20 protein-coding genes, 1 tRNA gene and 1 riboswitch are annotated in these 26,466 nt (G+C 48.3%); of the genes, 5 read left to right on the forward strand and 16 right to left on the reverse strand.

Features of this window, described 5'->3' with window-relative positions; translation table 11 throughout:
* Positions 1 to 132: 132 nt before the first annotated feature.
* Positions 133 to 2,184, forward strand: coding sequence for a hypothetical protein (locus HMPREF0636_RS06345; RefSeq protein ID WP_044169241.1), 2,052 nt, complete (start codon positions 133 to 135; stop codon positions 2,182 to 2,184).
* 27 nt (positions 2,185 to 2,211) lie between these two features.
* Positions 2,212 to 2,349: a hypothetical protein gene (locus HMPREF0636_RS08485; RefSeq protein ID WP_169728693.1), complete on the forward strand. Its 138-nt coding sequence runs from the start codon at positions 2,212 to 2,214 to the stop codon at positions 2,347 to 2,349.
* A 1,148-nt stretch (positions 2,350 to 3,497) separates the two neighbouring features.
* Here HMPREF0636_RS08485 and HMPREF0636_RS06350 read toward each other — a convergent pair.
* The 16 genes from HMPREF0636_RS06350 to HMPREF0636_RS06425 all read right to left on the reverse strand — a co-directional run bounded on the left by HMPREF0636_RS06350 (position 3,498) and on the right by HMPREF0636_RS06425 (position 22,417).
* Positions 3,498 to 4,214, reverse strand: coding sequence for a GNA1162 family protein (locus HMPREF0636_RS06350; protein ID WP_044169242.1), 717 nt, complete (start codon positions 4,212 to 4,214; stop codon positions 3,498 to 3,500).
* The gene (locus tag HMPREF0636_RS06355; RefSeq protein ID WP_005468918.1) at positions 4,211 to 4,558 is read right to left on the reverse strand and encodes a DUF4810 domain-containing protein; all 348 of its coding nucleotides are present in this window, start codon (positions 4,556 to 4,558) and stop codon (positions 4,211 to 4,213) included. The genes HMPREF0636_RS06350 and HMPREF0636_RS06355 overlap by 4 nt, the downstream gene beginning before the upstream one ends.
* Before the next feature lie 47 nt (positions 4,559 to 4,605).
* Positions 4,606 to 4,962, reverse strand: a complete 357-nt coding sequence (locus HMPREF0636_RS06360; RefSeq protein WP_044169243.1) for a hypothetical protein — start codon at positions 4,960 to 4,962, stop codon at positions 4,606 to 4,608.
* 25 nt (positions 4,963 to 4,987) lie between these two features.
* Complete coding sequence (locus tag HMPREF0636_RS06365; protein WP_044169244.1) at positions 4,988 to 5,917, reverse strand: CsgG/HfaB family protein; 930 nt, start codon at positions 5,915 to 5,917, stop codon at positions 4,988 to 4,990.
* Between the two features lie 571 nt (positions 5,918 to 6,488).
* Positions 6,489 to 8,006 carry a RagB/SusD family nutrient uptake outer membrane protein gene (locus HMPREF0636_RS06370; RefSeq protein WP_044169245.1) on the reverse strand — a complete coding sequence of 506 codons (1,518 nt, stop codon included), beginning with the start codon at positions 8,004 to 8,006 and terminating at the stop codon, positions 6,489 to 6,491.
* Between the two features lie 41 nt (positions 8,007 to 8,047).
* Entirely contained in the window at positions 8,048 to 11,113 is a 3,066-nt protein-coding gene (locus HMPREF0636_RS06375; protein ID WP_044169246.1) for a SusC/RagA family TonB-linked outer membrane protein, read from the reverse strand.
* Positions 11,114 to 11,883: 770 nt separating this feature from the next.
* Positions 11,884 to 12,639 carry an ABC transporter permease gene (locus HMPREF0636_RS06380; RefSeq protein ID WP_044169248.1) on the reverse strand — a complete coding sequence of 252 codons (756 nt, stop codon included), beginning with the start codon at positions 12,637 to 12,639 and terminating at the stop codon, positions 11,884 to 11,886.
* Positions 12,623 to 13,336 (reverse strand): ABC transporter ATP-binding protein, encoded by a 714-nt coding sequence (locus tag HMPREF0636_RS06385; protein WP_052328782.1) that lies wholly within the window; start codon positions 13,334 to 13,336, stop codon positions 12,623 to 12,625. Before HMPREF0636_RS06385 ends, HMPREF0636_RS06380 begins: the two co-directional genes overlap by 17 nt.
* A 1-nt stretch (position 13,337) precedes the next feature.
* The gene (locus HMPREF0636_RS06390; protein WP_044169250.1) at positions 13,338 to 14,291 is read right to left on the reverse strand and encodes an ABC transporter substrate-binding protein; all 954 of its coding nucleotides are present in this window, start codon (positions 14,289 to 14,291) and stop codon (positions 13,338 to 13,340) included.
* A gap of 13 nt (positions 14,292 to 14,304) precedes the next feature.
* Positions 14,305 to 14,967 carry an endonuclease III gene (gene nth / locus HMPREF0636_RS06395; RefSeq protein ID WP_044169251.1) on the reverse strand — a complete coding sequence of 221 codons (663 nt, stop codon included), beginning with the start codon at positions 14,965 to 14,967 and terminating at the stop codon, positions 14,305 to 14,307.
* Positions 14,968 to 14,996: 29 nt separating this feature from the next.
* Complete coding sequence (pheS, locus tag HMPREF0636_RS06400) at positions 14,997 to 16,016, reverse strand: phenylalanine--tRNA ligase subunit alpha (protein ID WP_044169253.1); 1,020 nt, start codon at positions 16,014 to 16,016, stop codon at positions 14,997 to 14,999.
* A 100-nt stretch (positions 16,017 to 16,116) separates the two neighbouring features.
* The gene (smpB, locus tag HMPREF0636_RS06405; protein ID WP_044169254.1) at positions 16,117 to 16,578 is read right to left on the reverse strand and encodes an SsrA-binding protein SmpB; all 462 of its coding nucleotides are present in this window, start codon (positions 16,576 to 16,578) and stop codon (positions 16,117 to 16,119) included.
* Positions 16,579 to 16,590: 12 nt separating this feature from the next.
* Positions 16,591 to 17,745: an LptF/LptG family permease gene (locus HMPREF0636_RS06410; protein ID WP_005468904.1), complete on the reverse strand. Its 1,155-nt coding sequence runs from the start codon at positions 17,743 to 17,745 to the stop codon at positions 16,591 to 16,593.
* A gap of 7 nt (positions 17,746 to 17,752) precedes the next feature.
* Positions 17,753 to 18,886 (reverse strand): tRNA guanosine(34) transglycosylase Tgt, encoded by a 1,134-nt coding sequence (tgt, locus tag HMPREF0636_RS06415; protein ID WP_005468903.1) that lies wholly within the window; start codon positions 18,884 to 18,886, stop codon positions 17,753 to 17,755.
* A 578-nt stretch (positions 18,887 to 19,464) separates the two neighbouring features.
* Positions 19,465 to 21,732 (reverse strand): GH92 family glycosyl hydrolase, encoded by a 2,268-nt coding sequence (locus HMPREF0636_RS06420; RefSeq protein WP_044169256.1) that lies wholly within the window; start codon positions 21,730 to 21,732, stop codon positions 19,465 to 19,467.
* Positions 21,733 to 22,006: 274 nt separating this feature from the next.
* Positions 22,007 to 22,417, reverse strand: coding sequence for a hypothetical protein (locus tag HMPREF0636_RS06425; protein ID WP_155807304.1), 411 nt, complete (start codon positions 22,415 to 22,417; stop codon positions 22,007 to 22,009).
* A gap of 703 nt (positions 22,418 to 23,120) precedes the next feature.
* On the opposite strand from HMPREF0636_RS06425, the gene HMPREF0636_RS06435 reads away from it, so the two are divergent.
* The 3 genes from HMPREF0636_RS06435 to pnuC all read left to right on the forward strand — a co-directional run bounded on the left by HMPREF0636_RS06435 (position 23,121) and on the right by pnuC (position 26,466).
* A tRNA-Leu gene (locus tag HMPREF0636_RS06435) sits at positions 23,121 to 23,202 on the forward strand.
* 210 nt (positions 23,203 to 23,412) lie between these two features.
* Positions 23,413 to 23,524, forward strand: a riboswitch (TPP riboswitch).
* Between the two features lie 45 nt (positions 23,525 to 23,569).
* Positions 23,570 to 25,846, forward strand: coding sequence for a TonB-dependent receptor (locus HMPREF0636_RS06440; protein WP_248616892.1), 2,277 nt, complete (start codon positions 23,570 to 23,572; stop codon positions 25,844 to 25,846).
* Positions 25,847 to 25,866: 20 nt separating this feature from the next.
* Positions 25,867 to 26,466 carry a nicotinamide riboside transporter PnuC gene (gene pnuC, locus HMPREF0636_RS06445; RefSeq protein ID WP_044169263.1) on the forward strand — a complete coding sequence of 200 codons (600 nt, stop codon included), beginning with the start codon at positions 25,867 to 25,869 and terminating at the stop codon, positions 26,464 to 26,466.

Here is a 26,466-nt window from a genome sequence, read left to right on the forward strand (position 1 = left end):
CCCCCCCCAACTAAACAACCTTTTACGATAAACAGAGGCTGGGATGCTTCATGGCGTGACGAGCCATGTCGTATCCCTGTCGCTTCATATTCAATCCAAATTATTTAATCCAATTAATCAGAAGTAATTAGTATGAAGAAAGTATTCTTTGTCTTTCTTGCGCTTGTCGCATTTGCTTCGTGCAAGAAGGATGATCTGCCCAATTCCCCTTCGTCCGGAGAGAAAGAGGTGGTTCGCCTCTCCCTTTCTGGAGATCTTGGCGAAGCACGAGGTCTGATCCTTACGCCGAAGGAACAGGGAGGAAAGGTTAAGATTGAGGTAAAATCCGGGGATAGGAAGCTACGAGCAGACTATCTAATTGTCAATTCTACTGGCCAGTATACATCGGGTGAAATAGACCTCAAGGTTGATGCCGATGGAAAGAAGTTTCAGGCGATGGAGGATATCGATATCTCCTCTCTTGGGGGTGGACAACTAAAGGTGAGCTTACTCGTTAGAACAGGTTCTACAACCCCTAGCACTGTCCTGCAAAAGTTTAATACGACACAACCAGTTAGCGCCTCAGTCGCTCTAATTAGTGTAGGGAATAACTTAGTTCGTGGAACCGACCCTCATGGAATGCCTTACATCGTAGCTCGTAACCTTTCGCTAAAGATGGCAGGTTTCCTGTTGCGTATGAAGATTAAGAATGACACAGATAAGGACTATCACATACGAGCTATTCGCTCCGAATCCTTTGGAATTACTAGTAATGGGCTACTCTACCACGACACTACTACAGGCCAGATTACACTCCCAATCGGTTCGGCTACAACAGTTTTCACGTTCCCAGAAGGAAACCAAGGTATCTTACTTCGTAGCGGAGAAGAAAGTCAAGATGAGTATCTCTTTTATTGTGCTACGAGCCCTGCCCAGTATAGTAGAGGAGAAATTGCACTGGATGTAGAGCCTGTAGATGGGACGTATGGGCAGGCCGTATTTACGGACTTCCCGATGCTTTCAAATGGTACTACCTCTAGAGATGGGAAGCTTATGCGAACCACATTAACACTGCGGGAGATGACAAATCCGCTGACATACTTCGATGGTAAAATGGCTGGGCAAACTCCAACGGCAGTCTCTCCAACCGTTACCTTCGCTGGCTTCACGAACAACGCTAAAGTCACCACAAATGTGGGATACTATCTTGATGGGGAAGCGAAGCAACTGAATATCCCAGGCTACCATATAGCGAATGAGTACGAACTAGACGCTATATATCCAGCAGCCCTCGGGCCTCACTCTAGGGCTAACAGCACCGTACCAATCTATATCAAAGCAGACAAGGTGTTAGGAGGCGATCTAGGACAATTGAGTCTTGGAGATTATTACGAAGATGGAAGGTTGCAAGGTCACTTATATCATCCCAATCCTGCACAGATTGGTTCCCATTCATTCGAGTATGCAAACGGCACCTTTATCCGAGGTAATTCAGCAGAGAGCATAGATCCGGCGCCCTACTACCGCTACCCAGAGGATGGGTCTTGGCCGCGTTCGTCGGCATACGTCTTCAGTTCACTACGCCTCCTGGAGGATCCGAATAAGAAGATTGTTGTTTACGCCTTGCTATTTGATAAGGTGGTAGGAGCGGGAAGTCGTCGTTATGGCTACTATACTGAAGAAGCTATGAAGCGGATCCCAGGGCTCAAGCGAATTAGGCTCCTAAATAGCGCTGCTCGCTATGCATATAGGTTCTCATACTACAGGGATAAGGTCGTTATTGAAGCTTGCCCTGTAGGTGCGGATCCTAACATACAGACTGCAAAGGACGTACGCGACCGAAATGTATTCGCTACCAGCACGAAGGTTGAGCGGCGTGAAATAGTATACCTCCCTAGCACATCAAAGCGAAGGGATGGTGGCTTTACCTATAATAGGAAACAGGCAGGACAAGTGGCAAAATGGCCAGATCGCCCAGGCTATCCTTCTATATGGACGCATTCCATACCGGAGTATCCTTTGCTCCCTCTCACTTTCGGCTTCAGAATTTGCTATACGGAGAATTATCCTCCATATGTATATCTCGATTCTCAGGGTATTTCATCTACACCTATTGGCCCAAGATATGACACTGCCCCAGAGATCGAAGCGCCTTATAGTAACCCTTCTCGCTATCCAGTTCTTCTCTTTAAGAATAAAGACTAAGACATAAACGGAATGTAGACGATGACAATGAAACAGAAGAAAATATATCAGAAGCCCTCAGTGGAGGTAATATCGTTCCAGCACTCTGAGCTTAGCCTCCTCATTAACTTCTCTGTCCAAGGGACGATTGAGGATATTGAGGATGGTGGGGAACTCTCCGATTAAGCCTGGTTAATGCTCGAGTAGCATCCACCAGTGCAGATTCACATTGTGGTCTGCTCTCGACTTAGTGGACACGACTGACGTAGCGAGTCCGGAGGTAATAACCTTCGGGCTCGCTACTCTTATGAATAGTCTTAGCCTGCTATCTATGATTATTCCCATACTTCTATCGTCGCTGAGATTCGTTAAGCATAATGGCAAGACATCAAACATATAGCAACAAAATAGCGCAGAGAAGTCCTACTCCTCGAAGTTTTCTTTATGTCTCGTCTTACCGAAAGCTTAGCCGAATTCCCCACAACCTCAACTAAGCAACCCTTTACAACAAAAATAAGTTAGGGACACTGCATGGCACTATAGGTCACGCAGTGTCCCCTCCTTGTTTTGTATAATCACAATTAATCAGTCATCATTTATGCAGCAAGTTCTCAAATGCTCTGTGGAACATCTTTCTCTTGCTTCAAGTAAGAAGGAAGAGCGATAGAAGCAACAAACTAATGATGTACAATCCCCCTCCTTGACATAAATAGTGCGATAGCACAAGCCCTAGGGTTGAGAATAGGGCCGAGGCTCGTGGCTGCGGGGGCTACATTAACAGGATGAGAAAGCCTGCTCGAGGCGTTAAGGATTAGGAGATACTCCAATACGTTCATCTAAAGCAGTTACGAGCCTATTATGGAGCCTTTTAGGTAATGTTTTAGTCAATATAAGATTCTTATCTTATACTTCATCATATTAGAAGATAGGTTTTCCTATTTGGGAATAGCCTTATAGAGGTCTTTCATAATCCTTGTATTTCTAGAAAAATCCTTGATAATCCAAGTGGTAATAATCTATCTGTAGGGCTTGACTAGGAAGAGGCAAAGAACCTTACTCTTGCTTAAGGAGTGGATAAGTATAAATTTCTGACTCAAGCTCAGTAGAAACCCATTCTTCCTCTCTGTCATGAGGTGCATGTTGGTAATTATTCAACCTCGTAGGTAAATTATTTACCACCTAGGTGTCAAGAAAATTACCACCGAGGTGCTAAGAAAATTACCACCTAGGTGTCAAAAAAATTACCACCGAGGTGGTATTTACTCTACCTCCTCGGTGGTGTTCTTTTCTTGCTATATGAGAGTGAATGGGTAGGAGAAGGCAGGGGCCGATCTCTACTTACGGCGGAGTACAACGCCCCTGACGTGTGCTGGGCTTGCTGGTGTTTTACGATCCTTGTCGTAGCTATTGTGGTACTTCCCGACAGGCATATCTGAGACCGCTTCTTCGTTGGCTAGCTGGGCCACAATACCCTTATCTGTGAGGGCTGTGCTGAGGGCATCCGCAGCGAGTGAGACGAGCACACCAAAGATCCCGCCACCAGCTCCTGCAGCAACGCTCGTATCTAGTGTACCTTCGATGCGCCGAGCGAATATGTTTTCTCCTGTACGTACCGAGCGAAGGATATACTCCGCATCAATATTGATGCTGGAGGTTAGGGCTTGCTTCTCCCAGCGATGGATGATGGTAAAGAGGACAGCATCTGCACCAAAGACCCTGCCAAAAGGACGTAAATCACCCTCAAGAAAGACTTCGGCATTGGCTGCACTCTCCTGCTCGAGTAGCTCCTTGGCTAGGAAGGGTGAGTAGACGTAGTATCCACGCTCAGCTAGAGGTACCATGAGCGTAGCAAAGAAGTTGTCCTTAGCCTCTACTTGATTGGTCTCGTTGATGGGAGGCATGACAACGATGGAGGTAGGCTTCTCTTCGTAGAGCTTGGGATAGAGCGTCTCTCGGTTGCTATCCTTCGCTACGCCACATGAGGTAAGGGTGGAGAGCGAGAGTAAGAGTGTGGGGATGGCAATGGCTAAAGAGCGTAATGTGTGCTTCATTTCTTCAGTTGTTTAATCATGTTACCGATGAAAAGTTTACTCTCAGGGTAGAGGGCAATTTCCTTCTCCATGAGTTTTATTCCCTCAGCTTGCTTTCCCTGTTTATAGAGCATATAGCCGTACTCAGCACAGATGCCTGGGGGTGGTGTGTTCCTTGTGCCTGCGGGGCTGTTGATGAGTTTCTCATAGGTGAGCTCTAGAGCTTTTAGATGCTCGGGTGTGGGACTCTTTGCTACGTTGTAGGACACTCGGTCATAGCCGTGCCACGAGTAGAGCCGTGACGTAGAGCCACAGCTCGTAAGGAGTATAGCCAGAGCGGCTATACTCCCAATCTTTCGGATCATAATAGTGAGAATTAGTTGAAATGAATGGTGTCTATCAGAGGGTAGAGCTAGCGAAGGGTAATCGTCTTTGTTGATCGTGTCGAGACGAATATTTCCTGCTGGAAGATCTTGCGCCCTGCTGTATCATGTACGAGGATGACATGTTTACCTGGAGTGATGGTAATACGTTTGGCATGGCGAGTTACTTGGTCTGGACGCACAGCTACGATACCGATTGTGGATTCGTCATCGATAGAGACAAAAACCTTCTTCCCTTGGTAAAGTGGCGAAGCGGCTATGACGAGGTAGGACTCGTCACTAAGCCCCCCAGACATCGAGGCTGTAGTACCACAAGAAACGCCGATGACGAGGAAGGCAAACATAGCGAGGATAAGAGCCGTACCTCTTTTGAATAACTGATTCATAGGACTGACTAATTAGAGGATATGACTAGGGCTGTACGTAGTAATTATCGAGTGCCTTCGTATCAAATGTGCCAGATACGAGCTCGACGATGGAGTACTCAGTATCGGGGGTATCTCCAGCGATGCTCCCAACGCGTATCTGGGCAACGGGTTTACCAGCGAGCTCAAAGGTGACTCCCGTCTGAGGGTTCTTCACCTTCTTGCCTCGCTTATACAGGGTGAAGGTATCCCCTACACGAATGCCCTGTGCTGCACCACCGGCTAAGATAATACCATCTTCATCTGCGCTGATGACATAGGTGCGCCAAGGCTTGTCTGTGCATTTATTGATGATATTCTCTACTAGTTGGTCTATGGCGCCAGAGATTGCCTTATCACTCAGTGTAGCATCATATCCTGCCTTACCACCCAGCCCAAGGGTACTCTTGCTCGTTGTCTCAGCCTGCCCTTTCGCCTCCTCAGAATAGATGACTTGACCCGTTGTGACATCTACGATACGGATGCTTACACCAGCCTGTACGGTCTGACTCTTCTCCGAGGAGAAAAGACCTTCCTTGCCCGTTACCTTGCGACCAAATTCTGTAATGGAACCAAGGATTAGGTAGTCCGCGCCAATCTTTTGACCTTCACCGGACTTCAGTTCTGCCTCGAGCTTGTCCGTGTCACTACGCTCCAAGAGGATGAACTTCCCAGAGGCACTGAGCTTAGCCATAAGGATGTCTAGAGCCTGCTTAGCCATAGGATCGTTAGCACGGTCATAGAAAATTCCTTTGCCGTATTGGGTTTCATTTGAGAAACGCCCGACAGCAACCTTCCATTTGAGCCCTCGAGGTTGGATGTTGTGGTGATCTACACCCTGCTGCGCCACCACACGAGGGGGATCCTGAGCGTAAAGAATCGAGGTGCTACATCCTGTGATGAGGAGTACCCCTATTAAAGCCTTTAATGTTTTCATCTTCACTTAGATATTTAGAGTTCATTTGATAGAGCAAATGTAGATAATTATACAGACAAATCCTAGTTTATGCTACACCTTGGTATAGGCGTGGTCGAAGGCTGTCCGATAGATGCCTCACGTCTCTTTTCCCTTTCCCTCTATTTAGGGTGTTTATAAGGGGTGGGCAGAGAGTTACCATAACTCGTCTTAGCGAGTTATGGTAACTCGCCGTGAAGACTTATGGTAATTCCTTTTGACGAGTTATAGTAACTCGTTAAGACGACTTACCATAAGTTGTGGACGCCTAGTTTTGTTTCTTTGTAATTGACTGTTGTTTAGTTTGATATGTCCTCTTTCTAGAGGCAAAAATAATCGTTGACCAGCCTAGCAGACTTTTAACCCTGATATGATGCCCCCTCTGTGCTATTTATTGTACGAGTGTCCGTGCTGATGATGTGTGCTTTTAGAGGGGCTCTTCTACCCCTTATGACCAAGTCTCATTGCTGGCTTACCCTTATACAAGATCCCCAGCCCGAAAGAGTAGCACTTTCGGGCTGGGGATACGTGAAGAAAAAAGAAGGGGAGAGGGCTAGTAGCCAGGGTTCTGTTGCTGGGCTAGCGTAGGATTGACATCTAGCTCTGCCTCTGGGATAGGAAGGATTGTGCGGAAGTATGTATGGTCAAAGGACTGGCTTTTCTTATCCAAAGTACCATGCCAGCCTGCGACACCACCATAGAAACGTTCACATCGGAGCCCATTTCTCATCAGGTCAAAGAAACGGTGTCCTTCTCCTACTAGTTCCTTTGCTCGCTCGAGGAGAATACGTTCGAGTGTAACATCAGCTAGAGCCACGGACTTCGAGCCATTGGCACGCTTGACGATGGTATTGAGGTAGGTTTGTGCTGTGGCCTTATCGTTGAGCTTGAATGCTGCTTCTGCAGCATTGAGATAGACCTCAGCTAGACGGATGACTGGGATGTCGTTTGAACGCATGTCCTTATAGGCTGCCTTACCAGGATATTTACCGATGAAAATTTTCATATTTGGTTTAATCTCTGGTACTCCTTTGATTGCATCAGCGGCCTTTGTGCCTTCACTTGGCCAGAGCACATTCCAACGAATATCGTCTGGGTCTTGTAGCATCTCTTCATAGAACTTCTTGGTGATATGAGCATTATAATAGCCATTCACATTGTAGATATAGGCTAGCCCTTCACGGTCTGCCCAGTCCTTGGTGTCGAAGTTTACGATCGAGAAAATCATTTCTTTAGATCCCGGTTCGCTCCAGATAGTCTTATATTCACTGACTGTGGAGGCAAGTTCATACTTCCCACTTTCAATGACCTCTTTACAGAGGCGAAGAGCCTCGGTGTTCCCCTCAGATGTACCCATGTATAGATATACACGGGCTAGTAGAGCCTTTGCAGCATAAAGACTGATGAAGCCATAGTCTGTTTCGCTCAGAGCATTACTGGCTATCGCCTCCTTGAAATCAGAGATGATCTGTGTGTATACCTCACCAAGAGTAGCACGTCCTGGTGTACTCTTATTCTCTGGGACAGTTACGAGGATAGGCACACCAGGAGCTTTACCATCATTGGAGAATGGATAGGGTGTAGCATACTGGCGACATAGGTCGAAATGTACGAGGGCGCGTACAGCTAAGGCTTGAGCACGTGCACTTTTAATCTGGGCAGCCTGACTGGTAGATGGTGAGGCATTCGTTAGGTTGTCGCACATCTCGATGAGACGATTAGCTCTACGGAGGGTATTGTAAGCCTTATACCAGATACCAGGAGCATTGCTCTTGGTATAGGACATCTCGTAATAGGAACTCACACGAGAGCCGGAAGGGACCCCTTGTACGTCATCCCCCATTAGATCTCCTGCGATGGGGAACATAGCAGCGTAGTACGCAGTGCTTCTACTATTCCCTTGGAGTCCATCGTAGAGTCCATTTACAGCTGAGGGAAGTAGACTGTACTCAGAGAGTACTTTATCTGTAGGAAGGGAGTCAGAAGGCTCTGTATTGAGGAAGTCCTTACATGCGGGTAAGGTAGCCATCATGCACATGCAAGCAAGGATGGCAAGACGATTCTTTTTCATGAGAGTTATTGTCATAACTAAGATTTAACTTCATGCAGCTCTTAGATCCCGACCTGCACACCGAAAGTGATTGAACGCAGAGCTGGTGTTTGATAGCTAACGAAGCCTCTAAACTCAGGGTCAACTACCAGCTTTTTATCCTTCCATGTGAGGAGGTTTGCTCCTGATGCATAGAGACGAATTGAGTTAACCCCCATCTTCTTCACCCAGTTGTTAGGTAGAGTAGCTCCCAGCGTGAGGCTCTTTAGGCGGAGATGATCTGAGGAGAAGAGGAAGCGTGTAGATGAAATGAACGTATTTGTAGGGTCAAAGGCTGGTAGCTCAGCATTATCACCAGGTTTCTTCCACATCTTATTGAGGTCATACATCTTTGGGATGGCAAGATTAAGGACTTCACTGTTACCATCTTTGTGTAGTGCTTCCGCATTATCAAAGATATACCCACCAAGAGAATAACTAAGGTTGAAACTAAGGTCAATGGGCCCCCAAGAGATGGTGTTCATAAGCCCTCCAGTGATGACTGGATCGTAAGGCTTATCTATTCGACGGCGAGAGACCTGATTAGGATCTGTTGTTATTGTTCGGTCGAGTGTTCCTTTGGATGTAAGGGTATTCTTATAGTAGCTTGCCTTCCCAGTGGTAGGGTCTACACCCGCATACTCAGCTATATAATAGCTATTGTATGGATATCCTACTTCGTGGACGATACGTCCAGCTACCTCTCTGGTTTGTTTGCCATCATAACGCAGGAGGGTATTCTTGTTGTGGCCGACGGAGAGAGTTGTGTTCCAAGAGAAATTATCGAGGGTAATGTTCGCAGAGCGTAACTCTAGCTCGAAGCCCGTATTACGCATGCTTCCTAAGTTCTGCAGCTCTGCTGAGAATCCAGTTGTCCCTGATATATTCTTCTCAATCAGAAGATCTGTAGTTGTGCGTGTATAGTAGTCGAATGAGACTCCAAAGCGGTGTAGGAGCTTGAAGTCCACACCAACGTTAAGGGATTTATTCTTTTCCCAGGAGAGGTTAGGAGATCCGAGGCTGGACTCTGTTAACCCTGTTCCTCCATTATAGTTGTACCCAAAGCTGTAGGTAGATAAGTGATCATAATAGTTGGAGGGAAGTGTACCATTTGCACCATAGGAAACACGAAGGCGAGCATCAGAGAGTACCTTTTCTAGGGGTTTCATGAAGGACTCTTTACTTATGTTCCAAGATCCAGAGAGGGACCAGAAGAGACCCCATCGTTTATTAGGTGCAAGGCGAGAGGAACCATCCCAGCGAGCCGAGGCTGCTAGGATATAGCGGTCAGCGTAATTGTAATCTGCCTTGATAAGGTAAGAGAGCATTCGACTCGAATTCGCTGAGGATGATCCGCTTTTTGTCCCTGCATTCTCTATCTCTTTCTTTAGGAAAGAGGGATAGTCCAAACCATATAGATAGTTTTCCAGTCGCTGATAGTCCTCTACCTCAAAGCTCATAACTCCGGATAGATTATGTTCTCCAAACTGTTTGACGGCAAAGAGTTGGGATTGACTTGTCAACGTATAGTACTCACTATTTGCTCTCTGGAATACCCCATTAGAGGCCTCTCCATCTCCTTGGCGGGGATCCCACCAGACAGCTTCCTCTGTGTTGAAGTAATCACAGCTAGCTATCTGTTTTGCCTTCAGCCAAGGGAAGATAGTGAAACTAGCCTCCAATGTTGGTGTCGCACGGAAAATCTTAGCTTGATTAAAGTTCTTCTCTAGCGCAAAGAGAGGATTGATGTTATTATTACCTTGGAAAGATCGGTTATACGAGCCATCAGGGTTACGTGGATAGGTAGATGGGCTAAGAGTAGTGGATACCCCGTAGATAGGGTTTGAGAAGGCTGTGCCATCACTATTCTGGTTTTGCGTTGTCCTTGCAAAGAGAGCCCTAGCCTTCAGCTCTAGGCGACGATCGGTATGTGAAACGTTGAATGAGCCTGTTAACCGATTAAAGGAGGAGGCTAGGGAGATCCCCTTTTGGTCGGAGTAGGAGATTGAGGTATAGAACTTCGTATTCTCTGAGCCACCATTGGCACTGAACTCATAGTTTTGTACGCTACCCTTACGCAGTAGGATTTTCCTCCAATCTGTGTAGTGACCAGTCCAAGGGACGGCGGTGGAGGGCTCGGTGGTTTTGCGTACCTGTTCTTCTACAAGATCGGGGGTAGGGTAAAGGAGCTGACCTGTCTGCTTATTCCGGAGCTCTGAGTAGTATTTGCGGTAGCCTGCCTCGATGAGGGTCTTGCGTTCCTCTCCGCTTAGTGTTGGGCGGTAGTCAATGGCCATGTCTGTACTTCCCCAGTCTGCCTTGAAAGAGTAGTGTGTCCGTCCACTACGACCAGCCTTAGTCGTTATTACGATGACTCCATTGGCTGCACGAGACCCGTAGAGTGCTGCTGCCCCTGCATCTTTGATGACCGTGATGTTCTCGATGTCATTGGAGTTTAGTGTAGCTAGAGGATTAACCCCACCGGAGCTGTAGCTACCAAATTGAGTTGCACTATTCGTGTTTACAGGGACTCCATCAATTACATAGAGAGGATCATTCCCAGCATTGATTGAGCCAAGACCACGGATACGAACAGTGGAGAAGCTACCAGGCTGTCCTGAGACAGAACTGACATTAAGCCCAGCGATAGCCCCAGTGAGCTTATCTTCAATTGATACGGAGGGAACGTCCTTCATGTGTTTCGTGGAGAGTGTGGTTGCTGCTCCTGTGAAGGCCGATTTCCGTGTCGCTCCATAGCCTGTGATTACAACGGTCTCTGTTATGCGTTCCTCAGCTTTGAGGATAATATGCATTGGAGAGGAGGAGATTGCAACCTTTTGTGTAGTATAACCGATACTACTGATGGTCAGCGTGCGTGCTTCTTCGGGGACTTTGAAGGAGAAGTTCCCCTTGACATCTGTAAGGACTCCTATAGAGGGAAAGTCTGTACATACGACACTCGCAGCAATGACTGGCTCTTTGTCTGCCGACGAAATCACCGTGCCAGAGATGGTGATCTGCTTCTTTTGTGCCCATGTGACCCCTATCGTTAGGAAGAGGAGAAGTAGGGCAAGTGTTCTTTTTCTCATGAGAGTAGTCGTTAGTTAGTGTTTGATACGTATTTAATTTTACATCTATTACGGTGTACTTTAGTCTTTGTTATGCACGTTTTCTTGCCCTGCAGTTGATAGACTCTCCAGAGTGCAACTTGGATAAGATACAGAATGTCTCTCTATACTTATCAGTCGAGACAGCAAGGAGTCTTATATCCTCTCATAAACAAAAGTAGGCACTTTTGTTTCCGAAACAAAAGAATTGATTAAATAAATTAATTTAAGAGGTGAAATAGTTTGATATCAGCTGTTTAAATGGTTTGTTTTAGTCTTGTTGTATTTATCCCTAGCTCTAATTCATACTACCATGTCCCCTGTTGTGTACAGAAGGTGTATAAATATGCTATAGTGTTCTTTGTCTCCTCAATACCAGATTCAGTTCCCCTCTATGGTCTTTTGTAACGTGCGGATTACTAATGATATAGTATTTGATAATAAGAGGCCTTAAAGAGTTATGGTAACTTACTAAAACGAGTTACCATAACTTGTCGTAGAGAGTTACCACAACTCTTCTCAGCGAGTTGCCATAACTCTGTGTGACGAGTTACTATAACTCGTGGAGAGGACTTTATCTTCCGTCTTAACCCTCTATTTATTAGCTTATTAATTTATTTTCTTTTGGGTATAAATGCCCTTTCTTTCTCCCCTGTATCATCGAGAGGAAAGGCCAAGTAAATAAGGGTCTATGGAAGAATGTTAAGGTTTGTATCTCTGCTATAAGAGAGGATAACAGAGGGTACAGGGGACTATTTGCCTCGATGGAGAGAGGGACAGAGTGAGACCTCGGCAAGGTCAATGAGGATAAAGAGTAGGACACCGATGAGGCTCAGTAGCACGACGCCTGCATACATGTCGAGGTAACTAATCCGCATCCAAGCATCCGTGATGTAATAGCCTAATCCAAGTGTCGTCCCATACGTCTCTGTGACAAAAAGTATCGAAATCGCCGTACCGATGGCAACCCTTAGAGCGGAGAGGAAGGCCGGTAAGACGGCAGGGATGAGTACGTGACGTAGTATTCCCGCAGTGCTCGCTCCCAGTGATTGTGCGAGCATAAAATGCTCCCTAGGGACCGTCAGCAATGCGTCACGCATCGAGACTGCTAGTTGGAAAAGGATGATAAGTACAATCATCACAACTTTTGTCCCTTCCCCAAGCCCTCCAATCAGCATCACGATGGGAAGCAGGGCCAGCTTAGGAATTGGGTAAGAGAAATAGATGAAGGTGGAGAAGACTTTCCCTAGGCGCGGTGCTAGAATCACAGTGAGGGCTATTCCCCAAGCAAGGATGGTTGCAATAAGTATTCCCCAAGCTATTCGCTCTAGGCTTGCTGTTGCATGGAGCAGTAGGTCACTCCAGTCCATCCCAACGAGGTGTTGATATACCAACCAAGGTGCAGGTAAGACCTCAGTGCGAAGTAGCACATAGCCCAGTAGCCAGATGAGGTGCAGGAGTAGAGCACCAAGTAGGAGCTGTAGGAGGTGATTACTGAAGCGTTTCATTGAGATATAGTAGTCGAGACTCCAGTTCATCTCGCTGGGGATACCGCAAATCAGCGAGTAACTCTCCCTGGCTGATTAGGAGCGTCCGAGAGGAGAGAGCTACAGCTTCGGCTGGACTATGTGTGACGACAAGAGTCGGAGTGGGGTAGCTCTCCCAGAGCTTGAGAAACAGAGTGCGGCAACGCTCAGCTGTGGCAATATCTAGAGCAGAGAAGGCTTCATCGAGCAATATCAGGTCTGGCTGCATGATGAAAGCTCGTGCAAGGGCGACACGTTGTCGCTGTCCGCCACTAAGTTCGGCAGGATACCGGTCTAGGAGTGGAGCGATGTCAAGGGTTTGGATGATAGAGTTCTGGAGTTCCTCCGAGACAATCCGCTTGCCGAGGGCTTGGGGAAGTAGAATATTTGCTTTGACCTTTTTCCAAGGGAGTAGTCCGTACTGCTGTGGGACAAGGGCAATCTGATGTGCCCGAGGATTAAGAGGTCTTTCGCCTAGGATTATAGTCCCAGAGCTAGGGGATAAGATGCCAGAGAGGCAGTGCAGGAGGGTGGACTTCCCACCACCAGAGGGCCCAATAATCGAGGTGATTTCCTCTCCGAGAGTAAAGGAAATACCAGCAAGCACGGTATGTAGACCTTGCTTGCTGGTATACCCAGCCGAGAGGTGTTGGACCTTTAGCTCTGTAGGAAAACTCATGTTAGTTATCCTGAATGAGCGGGCGGATGAGTCCCTCTGCGTTATAGTCCGTAGGCACAAGCCCCTTACCTTTCATCCACGTGAGGATGGGTTGGAGGTCTTCAGTGCGAGGAAGGGTAGCCTTCGTATAAGAGGGTAGAGGAATGGCAGATGCAACTTCAGGCGAGATGCCGAGTAGCCCCTGTAACACTCCGATCCACTCCTTGCGAGGATGAGTGCAGATGTAGTCCACGGCCTTATCATAGCCCATGAGGAAGGAGCGTAGAGCTGCTTCTTTCTTGGTCGCTTTGGATAGGAATAGGAGGCCGGTGATGTTACTTGTTAGCCCTTGGGGCAAGTCTATTGCACTAAGCCCCTTAGCAACTCCTATAGAAGCGAAGGGCTCTGGTAGGATAGCTCCATCTAAATCTCCAGAGCGAAGCATCTCGAGGCGTATCGGGACGGCTTGCACCTCTACTCTGGTGTAGGGGAAGGGGTGGTTACCCTCTACAAGTGTCTTCTCCGTAGCGTACTCAATGAGGGTATTGGACGAGAGTCCCACATGATGCCCCCGTAGGTCACTGATCTTGGCCAGCGGAGTACTGCGCCCTAAGACGAGGCGAAACATCCCTTGACAGGCTATGGGGAGGAGAACATCTGTTCCCTTGCTATGCAAGAGCATGGCACCCATGTAATCTGTTACAGATGCATCCACCGCGCCAGTTTGTAATGCGGCATCTCGCTCCATAGGAGAGGCGAAGTGTACGAGTTTGATGGGCTGAGAAAAAAATCCCTTCTGCTCGGCAACTGCTATGGGAAGATAGTCAACAGAAGGCATCACTCCTATAACGAGTGCAGTACTGTCGCTAAGAGTAGTTTGACTTTTCTTTTTGCAGGAGTGGACGACAAAACCTACCAGACCTAGTGATAGGATACAAAGACAAGCGATGGTACTTGCCCTGCGCTTACGCTTCATAAATATGTAGGGGCTATTTGGTCTCTTTCTTGCTCCTGCGCTGCTGAGCTGCATAGTAACGACAGTAAGGTGCTAACCCACATTCCGAGCAATGAGGCTTGCGAGCTACACAGACGTATCGCCCATGGAGGATGAGCCAATGATGTGCTTTAGGAATGAGAGATTCTGGGATGTATCTGACGAGTGTTAGCTCTGTCTCTAGAGGAGTCTTGGAGTTGGTTGTGAGTCCGATTCTATTGGCAACTCGGAAGACATGTGTATCAACGGCCATCGTGGGTCTACCATAGATAACAGATGCAATGACATTGGCTGTCTTTCGCCCGACACCAGGGAGTTTCATTAGCTCCTCTCGGGACTCTGGTACCTCACCACAGAAATGCTCAACGAGGAGCTTCGATGTGGCAACGAGGTATTTTGCCTTAGCATTGGGGTAGCTCACACTACGGATAAGCTCAAAGATATCCTCCACCTCGGCACGAGCCATTACCTCTGCTGTTGGGTACTGTTTGAAGAGACGAGGTGTGATTAGATTTACCCGCTTGTCGGTGCATTGTGCGGAGAGAATGACTGCTACGAGTAGCTCGAACGGAGATTCGTAATGTAGCTCCGTTTCAGCAACTGGCATGTGCTCTTCAAACCAAGAGATGACAGCCTCGTAGCGTTCTTTTCTGGTCACGTGCTTAAGTGGCTTGATGCAGGATGAACTTACATTGTACCTTGGAATTGCTCCAAGAAACGTATGTCATTTTCAGAGAAGAGACGTAGGTCACTCACCCGATACTTTAGGTTTGTGATACGCTCTACCCCCATACCAAGTGCGTAGCCAGTGTACTTACGGCTGTCGATTCCGCAGTTGTCTAAGACGTTGGGGTCTACCATACCACAGCCCAAGATCTCCACCCATCCTGTGTGCTTACAGAAGTTACAGCCCTTGCCTCCGCATATATTACATGAAATATCCATCTCTGCGGAAGGCTCAGTGAAGGGGAAGTATGATGGGCGAAGACGGATTTTGGTGTCTCTTCCAAACATCTCTTGGGCAAAATAAAGGAGTACCTGCTTGAGGTCGGCAAAAGAGACCCCTTCGTCTACGTATAGTGCTTCTACCTGATGGAAGAAGCAATGTGCACGATAGGATATGGCCTCATTGCGGTACACTCTGCCTGGACATATAATGCGTATCGGGGGCTTGGTGCCAAGCATCGCTCTAGTCTGTACCGATGAAGTGTGGGTGCGAAGTAGTGTACTCGGGGTATTCCGAACGAAAAAGGTATCCTGCATATCTCGGGCAGGATGATCATCAGCGAAGTTAAGGAGAGAGAAAACGTGTTCATCATCCTCGACCTCGGGGCCCTCAGCAATAGAGAAGCCTAGGCGTGCAAAGATAGAGGTGATCTCTTGCTGTACGAGCGTGAGAGGATGACGTGTACCTAGCCTGATCGGGTAGGGGCTACGCGTCCAGTCTATTTCCTCAGCAGTCTGACCACTTGATGTGAGAGCATCTCTTAGGGAGTTAATCTTAGCAATCGTTGCCTCCTTGAGTTGGTTGAGCTGTTGCCCTACCAAACGTTTCTCTTCGTTTGGTACGGTTTTAAACTCGTCGAAGAGCTGAGCGATTAGCCCTTTCTTGCTGATGTATTTGATACGAAGATCCTCTACCTCTTCAAGGGTTTGTGCCGAGAGTGCTTGGACATCTTCGTGTAGCTTTTGTATCCTTTCTTGCATGAGCTTCTTGCGTTGTTTGGGGGTGTAAAGTTAGCGAATTGCTCCCAGTTTGCCTCTGATCTGTCTCTGTAGGAGAGAGGGGAACCGTGTGCGTGCTTGTCTAACGCTTCATGGCACGATCCATCTCTCGCCTGTCGTCTTTCTCTCTTAGGGAAGCTCGCTTGTCGTAGAGTTTCTTACCGCGAGCTGGAGCAATGACTATTTTAGCTAACCCTCGCTCGTTGATGAAAATCTTGGTTGGGATGATAGTTACCCCTGGGGTCTGGACGTAGTCAAGGAGCTTGCGTAGTTCCTTGCGGTTGAGCAGGAGCTTACGGTCGCGTCGTGCTACATGATTATTGTACGAGCCATAGAAGTACTCACTGATGTTTGCATTCTTTAGCCAAAGCTCTCCATTATGGAAGTAGCAGTAGGCATCAACGAGGCTGGCCTTACCGAGTCGTAGCGACTTGATCTCTGTCCCCACTAGGACAAGCCCTGCCGTATAGGTGTCGAGTAGCTCATAGTCGAAGGTCGCTCGTTTGTTAGGGATTAAAACGCCCTTCTGTATCTTTTGTTTCATCGTAGATGTACGTTATTGTGGAGCCTTGCGCCAGAGGAGGGATGCGATGAGCACAAAGGAGATGTTGGGAAGCCATGCAGCTAGCCAAGGAGCCATCATGCCTACATTGGAGAACTGTGCTGTGACTGTTGTAGCCACGATGTAGCCCAAGCAGAGTGCAAAGCCTATGACGAGGTTAATACCCAGTCCATTCTTCATCTTCTTTGAGGAGAGGACAGCTCCGATGAAGGTTAGTATGAAGGCAGAGAAAATAGCTGCATAGCGTTTATGTAGCTCTATCTGGAAGAGCTTCGTATTGCTTGCCCCACGCTCCTTCTGTCGAGCTATATAGCTATCTAGTTGATCGTTACGCATCTTCTCTACATCCTTCTCGTTGACTAGAAAATCGGAGGGCCTAATGCGTAGGTTTGTGTCGAGATCGTAGCCCACGGTGTCGGTTGCCTTCAGTCCTGCAAAGCGACGTATATGGAAGTCGCGGAGGTGCCATCTGTCGAGCGTGTCATAGTGAGCCTCGTCAGAGGTCATGCGGGCTACGAGAGACCGCCCCTTAAACCTATCCACGGCCATAGAATAGGCTACTTTACTCTGGCTCTCATACTCCTTGATATACAGATAGACATCCTTCTCGATAGCGATCTGGATGTTTGATGTGTACTTCTCTGTCTTTGACCTGAGGTATGCATCTTCAAATGCCAGACGCACCCTGTTGCCTGACGGGATGATGAAGCCGTTGAGCAGGTAGGTTACCAAGGCGATGATACCAGCTGCTACCATATAGGGACGTAGCAGACGGCGGAAGCTCATTCCACTGGCGAGCATCGCCACGATCTCGGTATTGGCCGCTAGGTTTGATGTGAAGAAGATGACCGAGATGAAGACAAAGAGTGGGCTGAACATATTCGCATAGTAGGGAATAAAGTTCAGGTAGTAGTGGAATAGAATCTTGGAGAAAGGGACCTCGGGCTTCAGGAAGTCCGAAATCTTAGCATTCACATCGAAGACGACAGCGATCGAGAGAATGAGGATAATAGAGAAGATAAACGTCGAGAGGAAGGTGCGTATGATGTACCGATCCACTCGCCCGAGCCAGGGGCGGTAGGGCTTGTGAAGCTCTACCTGTGGCTCGCCTTGTGGCTTCTTCTCTTCCTCTTGCTGTGTAGTGTCCATACTTCCCTTAGAGGCGATTATCCATCTGCCGTACCATCTTGGTCTTCCATGCCACGAAGTCCCCCGCGAGGATGTGCTCACGTGCCTCCCTCACGAGGCGAAGGTAGAAGGCGAGATTGTGTATCGAGGCAATCTGAAGTCCCAATAGCTCATCTGCACGGATGAGGTGATGCAGATAGGCCAAGCTGTACTGGCTATCCACAAACGAATAGCCCTCGGGGTCGATGGGACTGAACTCTCTTGCCCACTTGGCATTGCGGATGTTGATTGTCCCTCGGCTGGTAAAGAGCTGCCCATTACGGCCATTGCGTGTCGGCATGATACAGTCGAACATATCCACGCCTCGGGCAATGTTCTCTAGGAGGTTAATAGGAGTCCCTACCCCCATTAGGTAGCGGGGCTTGTCCTTGGGTAAGATACTATTTGTCAGCTCTACCATCTCATACATCTTCTCGGTTGGCTCACCTACGGCTAGCCCTCCTATGGCATTCCCTTCTGCCTCTAATGAAGAGACAAACTCCGCTGCCCTCGTCCTAAGCTCTGGATACACACAGCCCTGTACAATGGGGAATAGGCTCTGATGGTAGCCGTAGAGTGGCTCGGTTTCCTTGATTCGATTGACACAACGACGAAGCCAGCCCTCAGTAAGTGCTAGAGACTTCTTCGCATAGTGAATATCTGCGTCGCCTGGACAACATTCATCGAAGGCCATGATAATATCTGCCCCTATCGTGCGCTCGATATCCATTACTCGCTCGGGAGTGAAGAGGTGCCTCGATCCATCGATGTGCGACTGGAAGGTAACACCCTCCTCGGTTATCTTCCTGCGATGAGCTAGGCTAAAGACTTGGTAGCCCCCACTATCTGTGAGTATAGATCCGTCCCAGCTGTTGAACTTATGGAGTCCCCCAGCTTCGCGGAGAATGTCTAGCCCTGGGCGTAGATAGAGATGGTAGGTGTTGCCGAGGATAATCTGAGCACGTATGTCATCACGTAGCTCTGTCATGTGGACGGCCTTTACCGACCCCACAGTACCTACGGGCATGAAGATTGGCGTAAGTATCTCGCCATGGTCTGTCTCTATCCTGCCAGCTCGGGCTGCACTCTCCGAGCAGGTCTTATGTATATCAAATTTCAGCATTTATCTGTCTACTTTCCTCTTAGCTAGAGGTGTACAAAGATACGAGTTCTCTAGGGATGCTTCATAAATCCTAATGGGAAAAACGAGGAATGGGCTCCTGAAAAGGAAGTATGTCTTGCAGGAAAAGAGCTTATAGCTTAGCATGCAAGGGGAATTTGATGATTAAAAACTCACCCTTGATTTACAATGGAGGCAGAGGATGGTCTTTGCATTGAGCCAAAAGTTGAGCTTCGAAATGTGCCTATCTAGGGCATTCGTGAGGGGATGGTAATGACTTACCATAACTCGTGTCGAAGAGTTATGGTAAGTCGTTCAAACGAGTTATGGTAACTCGCTGTAGAGAGTTGCGGTAAGTCGTCTTGGCGAGTTATGGTAAGTTGTTGAGGTCTCTTTTAGACCCATTTGTATCTGTTTGATTTGCAGTGTTTTGTTTGGAGATCAAGAGTTGTACCTTTAGCTCTGATATACACCTGACTATCTCTCTCTTGACCGATAGAAAATAAACTTGCCCAGCCCATTTCATACTTGAATGGGCTGGGCAAGAGGGTAGGATAGGGATAAGCCGTGAGTTGCTTCCCTTAGTACCAAATGACGCCTCGTTGATCTGTCAGCTCAAACTCTAGTGTACCACCTCGCATAATTTCCTTGTAGGTGATGTAGGAGCGATGGAGTGGCTCTCCATTGAGGCGCACCGAGCGAATATATCGTTTCGTCTCCGAGAGCCCGGGAGCAGAGATGGTGAAGGTCTTAAAACTCTCTAGGTGGAGTGTCACCTCTCGGAAGAGTGGTGTCGTCAGTTCGTAATGGCTAGTGAGGGGATCAACAGGATACATACCCATTGAGGCGAGTATGTACCAAGCCGACATCTGTCCACAGTCTTCGTTGCCACAGAGCCCATCAGGGTGATGGCTGTAGAGTGTGGTGAGGACTTGATGGGTTAGGTCGGCAGTCTTCCACGGCTCACGTGCGAGGTTGTAGAGGAAAATCACGTGGTGGGCAGGCTCATTGCCGTGTGCATACTGCCCAATCATGCCCGTGGAGAAGATAGGGAGTTTGACGCTCTGTGGTGTGGGGCTAGCGAAAAATTCATCTAGACGTTTGCTGAGGTTCTCCTCTCCCATTAGCGAGACAAGTCCGCTGAGGTCATGCTGCACACTGAAGAGATACTGATAGGCGTTGCTCTCGGTAAAGTGCTCGGTGTAGGCAAAGGGATTGAAGTTGGGGAGCCATGAGCCCTCGCTATCCTTGGGGCGGAAGAAGCCTGTCTTTGCATCCCAAAGGTTGAGGTAGCTCTTGGCACGACGAGCATATACCTCAGCTTCTTCTGTTTTACCCATCCAGCGGGCATATTCCGCAATGGCAGCATCATCGTATGCATACTCGAGCGTCTTCGATACACTTTCATCGTGTCGATCTGCTGGCACATAGCCTAGACTCGTGTAATCATCTAACCCTTTATGGAGTGGCCCTTCAGAGGTGAAACGAAATAGATCAAGGAGTGCCTGAGGATCTTTAGGTCGGTAGACACCTTTGAGCACAGCATCGACAATTACCGGTACAGAGTGGTGGCCAATCATCATATTGGTCTCAGAGGCATACATATTCCATACGGGGAGATAACCACTATTCTGCTCTCCAAAGTCAATCATCGACTGAACCATATCACGATTTTCCTTGGTCGCAATGAGGTTGTATAGTGGGTGTGCAGCTCGATATGTGTCCCAGAGGGAGAATGTGCTGTAGGTACTCGTCCCATCTTTCCTGAGGTGTACCCGTCTATCTGCCCCCAGATAGGTTCCCTCGGTGTTACTATACAGGGTGGGGCAGACCTGTGCGCGGTAAAGAGCAGTGTAGAAGGTCGTGCGCAGGCTGTCGGCTACGTCACTAGGAAGTGTGATGCGCCCAAGACGCTCGTTCCATCTTTCCTCTGCTCGTTCCCGATACTTGCCGAAGTCAAATTCTTTTGTTTCATCACTCCAGTTGGCTAAAGCTCCCTCAACGCTTGTCCCAGAGAGTGCGGTCTCAATGATGAGCTTGTCCCCAGCCTTTACCTTATAATATAGGTAGGCAATGACTGTCTGCTTGGGGGATTTGCCTGCTTGATCCTCGGAGATGCGCTGGATGAAGATGCTATCAGGCTGGCGAGAGAGGTGTGTGGAGAAGTACACCTCTTGATCCCTAGCCCAGCCCGTAGACTTACGGTAACCTTGTAGGAAGATCTCCGACATTTGCTCGATGTCGCTACCGGTGGTCTGATCCCAATTCATAGCACGGTGTAGATCGAGGATTACGCAGGCTGAGTCCGAGGCTTTCTGGAAAGTGTACTGCTGGATGCCCATGTGTGGTGTGGCCGTCAGCTCGACACGAATGTCGTAAGGCTCTAGTGTAACGACATAGTATCCTGCATGGGCCTCTTCGGTGGAGTGTCTGAAGCGTGCATGCTTGCCTAGGGTAGCTTGTTCCCCCTCCTCATTGATGGGGAAGGTCCCTCCCTCTAGTGCAGGGAGGAGTACGGGTAGGAAAGAGATATCGTACATATCCCCTGCTCCTGTGCCACTAAGGTGGGTATGGCTAAAGCCTGCAATCGTACTATCGGGGTAGAAGTATCCCGCTATTCGATCCCAGCCAGGTAGACCATTGTCAGGGCTGAGTTGCACCATCCCGAAGGGAACAGTCGCCCCTGGATAGACATTGCCTACCCAATCCGTTCCGATGAATGGATCTACATATTCAGCGAGGGCCTTTTGGGTGGAGTCTGCTCCTCGTTTACAGCTAGGTGTGGTAGAGAGTAGAAAGAGTCCAAGGATAGAGATGTAGAGGGTAGGGAAGAGCTTTATTTGCTTCATTTCTTGTCGTTGTATCGGTGGGCTTACACTCCTCCCTTCGGACAGTAGAGAGTAGAAGTGCCGTCATTGCTGGGATAAAGATACGTAAAAGCTCACGAGGTGGGTGTGTGATGAGGTGAAAAGGTAGTGTTGGATAGCTAGACGAGCCACCACAGCTCCTCATGGCGATCTCTTGCGGAGACGCTCTATGAGGAGCTGTGGTAGCTCGTATGAATTTGTTTGGCTACTTGCCTATGACGCCTGCGATATCCTTCTTGGGGAGGTGTCGATACATCTAATGGGTCGGGTGAGAGGCTAATGCTTGGGCCTCTTCATCCATCTTAGCACGAGTACGTCGCCAAAAGGCTAAGAGCTCTGTGTGATCACCTTCGGGATAGTTCCCCTCTAGGAGGTGGATGACAAGCTCAATACCCTCTCGGCTCCCACGCTCAGCAGCTTCCTCTGCATAATACAGAGCTGTGTCGTAGTCTATGGGGGGACACTTAGGGTTCATACAGCTCTTGGCCAGCGAGAGGCATGATTCAATAGAGGTCCCCTCTGTGTGCATGTCTCGCTTTACAGCAGCCGGCGAGGGGTAGGTCTTGTAGCGCAAGGCATCCCGCCTTTTGCTGATGTGTCTTTTATTAGATCCGTGTGCTCCGCCCCCCGTAACCCATTGGAGAAGCTGTGCCAATATATTTGCCATTATTGATATGCTTTATTTTTAAAATATGACCGTTCTTTCTGTTTGTCTGTTTAATAAGTCTGTCTAATCTTGGTGCAAATTTATAAATAAATATAATATGTTGCATATTATCTTCTTTTGTTGTCTGTTTTAAGGTGTTTTTTGATGGATGTGTAGGTGCTGTATGGTCCATCTCTAGGTATGGGAGCGTGGGAGGATAATAAAGGGGTAAGACAAAATATACAGTGAAGGATGAGTACGCTCTAGATACGCCATCGTATAGAGATGGTGTGGCGATTGTAATGGGCTTGTTGTGAGGTGGATATGTAGGGACAAAAAAAGCTCATTGATGAGTTACCATAACTCGTGATAGCGAGTTATGGTAACTCGCTTCAGAGAGTTATGGTAAGTCGTCGCAACGAGTTATGGTAAGTCGTAGAGACGACTTATGGTAACTCGTTCTACTGATGTTTGAGAGGCCTGTGTTTAGGGCTAGTATAGAGAGGTGTTGCTCCTTTTGAGTGTGCGTCCTTGTCGGATGCTTATGAGGGGGATTATATGTCCTCAATTTGTGGAACTTTAAGGCCTGATATGAGGCTATCGGATGGGGTGTGAGGATGGGGAAGAACCACGGGAGGGAGCTGAAGGAAGCTCTGCTATTGTAGAAATGAAAAAATGTACTACCTTTGTGGCGTGATTTCTCAATGAGGGGTCACAGCGGTATGCGGCTGTGGTGTAATTGGTAGCCACGTCAGACTTAGGATCTGATGCCGCGAGGCGTGGGGGTTCGAGTCCCTTCAGCCGCACAAGACAGAAGAGGCTAATCTACTCCAAGTAGGTTGGTCTCTTCTCCTTTTATCTGTACACACCCACCAAATAGAGGCTGAGTACTCTAGTATCTTCTTCCTTCCTGTTACCTATCCATTTCTCCTGCTAGCTAGTTTTCCCTATCTCTCTGAATCAATCTGTCTTTTTGCCTTATGCATGTTGTTTGCTAACTTTGTGTCCCGAAAGAACTAAGGACAAAGGGGTGCTGATCCTCCGCCCTGCGGAGTGTATTTAGCTGAGATGATACCCTCAAGACCTGATCCAGTCAATACTGGCGTAGGAATTGTCAATCATTACACACGCCCTTTCCCTTCAGCTCTACTGTTACATCATTTAAGTAATTGTATGATGAAGAGAAAAACAATCCTCCCTGTCGCTGTGCTATCTCTGGCGACTACACTCCCTCAGTATGCTGAGGCCTCCAGACGAGCCGAGCAAGACAGCATCAGCACACATCGCCTCGAGGAGGTACAGGTGACCGCTACACGGGCCTCTGAGAAGACGCCGATGACCTTCACGAATGTCTCCAAGGAACGCCTGCAGAAGAATAACCTTGGACTTGATATCCCCTATCTTCTTCTCCAAACCCCATCTGTTGTCGCTACGAGCGATGCAGGGATTGGCATCGGGTACACAGCCCTTAGGGTGCGTGGTGTGGATGCCTCGGGGATCAATGTGATGACCAATGGTGTCCCACTCAACGACTCTGAGAGCCAAGGGGTCTTCTGGGCTAATATGCCCAACTTCTCTGCAAGTGTTCAGGATGCTCAGCTACAACGAGGTGTAGGGACTAGCTCCAATGGAGCAGGAGCGTTTGGAGCAAGCCTTAACTTACGTACCGACCACTTCCTGCTCACACCCTCAGCCTCTGTCTCCCTGCTAGGTGGAGCTTTCAATACCTTTCGTCGTGAGGTACACGCCTCGACAGGACGTATAGCAGGGCATTGGGCTCTTGAGGCTCGGCTCGGTAAGACGACTACAGATGGCTACGTAGATCGCAGTGGGACGGATGGTCGCTCCTACTTCGTACAAGGTGGGTACTTTGGTGAGAAAACCATCCTCAAGTTCCTCGCCTTTGGAGGGAAGCAACATACGGGTATAGCTTGGAATGGGCTATCGGCCAAGGATGAGGCGAAGTATGGTCGTACATACAACTCTGCTGGCCATATTAATCCTGGCAGTACACCCCAAGATGCACGGTATAGGTATAATACAGATAACTATGAGCAAAACCATTATCAGCTCCAGCTATCACAACAGATCACACCGAGGACGACCCTTAGCGTCACAGGGCATTACACCCGAGGGTATGGCTTCACCGATGAGCTACGTACGGGTAGGAAGCTCGTGGAGTATGGCTTGCAGAACTTTGTACAGAAGGATGCTAATGGTAAAGATGTTACAGTAAAGAAGGTAACACTCCTCCGATCCAAGTACCTTGATAATCACTTCGCAGGGTTAATTACCTCGCTTGCCTATCAGGATGATAGGATTGAGCTGACAGGTGGTATAGCTGGTAACCATTACCTCGGGGATCACTATGGCACACGCTCCATTACCTCAGGTTATCCCTATGCTGTGGATCCCACAGAGCGATACTACAGCAACGAGGCAAAGAAGACTGATTTCTCTGCCTTCGTTAAGCTCAACTACGAGCTGGCTCGTGGACTGAATGTGTTTGCCGATGTGCAGTATCGTTTCATTGATTACCGCATCAAGGGAACGACCGACCACCTTGTAGAGCAGACAAAGAAGCAACAGCATCTCGATTTAACGAAGACCTTCCGCTTTCTCAATCCTAAGGCTGGGCTTTTTTACCGATTTGCCCCTGCACACCACCTCTATGCCTCAGTAGCAGTAGCGCATCGTGAACCCAACAGGAGTCTCTACACAGATGCTACACCCAAGGACTATCCGAAGGCTGAGCGACTCATTGACTACGAACTAGGTTATGGCTTCAGAAGTAGGACACTCTCCGCAGGTCTTAACCTATACTATATGGACTACAAGGACCAAATCGTAGCCAATGGAAAGCTGAGTGATGTGGGAGGCATCCTCAAAGAGAACGTGGCTAAGAGCTACCGCATGGGTGTCGAGCTCAATGCCTCATGGCTCATCCTCTCTTCTCTACGCTGGGATGCCGCCTTTGCTCTAAGCCAGAGCCGTATCAAGGATTACACGTATTATGCGTCGGTCATTGATAATCTTACGGACTTCAATTATCAACCAGACCTCTACTCTGCTACACTACGCTCCACACCGATAGCCTTCTCTCCTTCCATTGTAATGAGTAATACGTTGAGCTATGGATATGGTGGGTTTGAGGTGGCACTTACCCATCAGCTTGTCGGCAAGCAGTACTTGGATAACCTCGGGCGAGAAGACCATTCACTGCCGAGCTATCACACGACAAGCCTTCGCTTGGGTTATGAACTTCCTGTACGCTTTGTTAAAGGGTGGAGTGTACAGCTTCAGGTGAACAACCTCTTTAATGCCAAGTACAGTAACAATGGGTATGTCTATGACTTTGCTAAGGCTCAGACAGGGGGAGACTACACGAAGCTCATGCTCTATCCGCAGGCGGGCATCCATGCCCTCGTCGGCACGACCATTTCACTCTAAGCAGATTTAGTACTATACTCATGGACTTCCTCCTCTCTTACCTTAGCTCACATTCCCTAGAGCTTGTGACGGTCTTTGTCTCCTTGCTGTGGCTCTATCTGGAGTATAAGGCGAGCATCTGGCTTTGGCTAGTGGGAATCATCCTGCCTATCCTATGGATTCCAATCGCATGGAAGGCGCATCTCTATGGGATGCTATCAATCAACATCTACTACCTCATCACAAGTGTTTGGGGGTGGATAGCATGGCTTCGCCGAGGCTCTCAGGATGGAGAGGAGGAAGTCCCTATTACGGATATTCCCCGAAAGACTCTACTCTATACGCTCCTTATCATCTTTGCTCTCTATTATCCGCTCATTAGGCTATCTGTGTATCTCCCTGAGTGGCGGATCCCCTGGGCTGATGCACTACTTACCCTCTCCTCTGTCATAGGGATGATCTGGATGGCACGTAAGTGGAGGCAGCACTGGCTCTGCTGGATTGTGGCCAACGCTGCTGGGGTAATCTCCCTCCTCTCAGCACAGGACTATCTCTCGACCTTTGTCTACGCTGTGAACTTCGTTACAGCCTTCTTTGGTTTCTACAAATGGACACGTCTGATGAAGCGTGACCAAGCATAA

The organism is Porphyromonas catoniae ATCC 51270 (assembly GCF_000565015.1).
GTDB classification, from domain to species: Bacteria; Bacteroidota; Bacteroidia; order Bacteroidales; family Porphyromonadaceae; genus Porphyromonas; species Porphyromonas catoniae.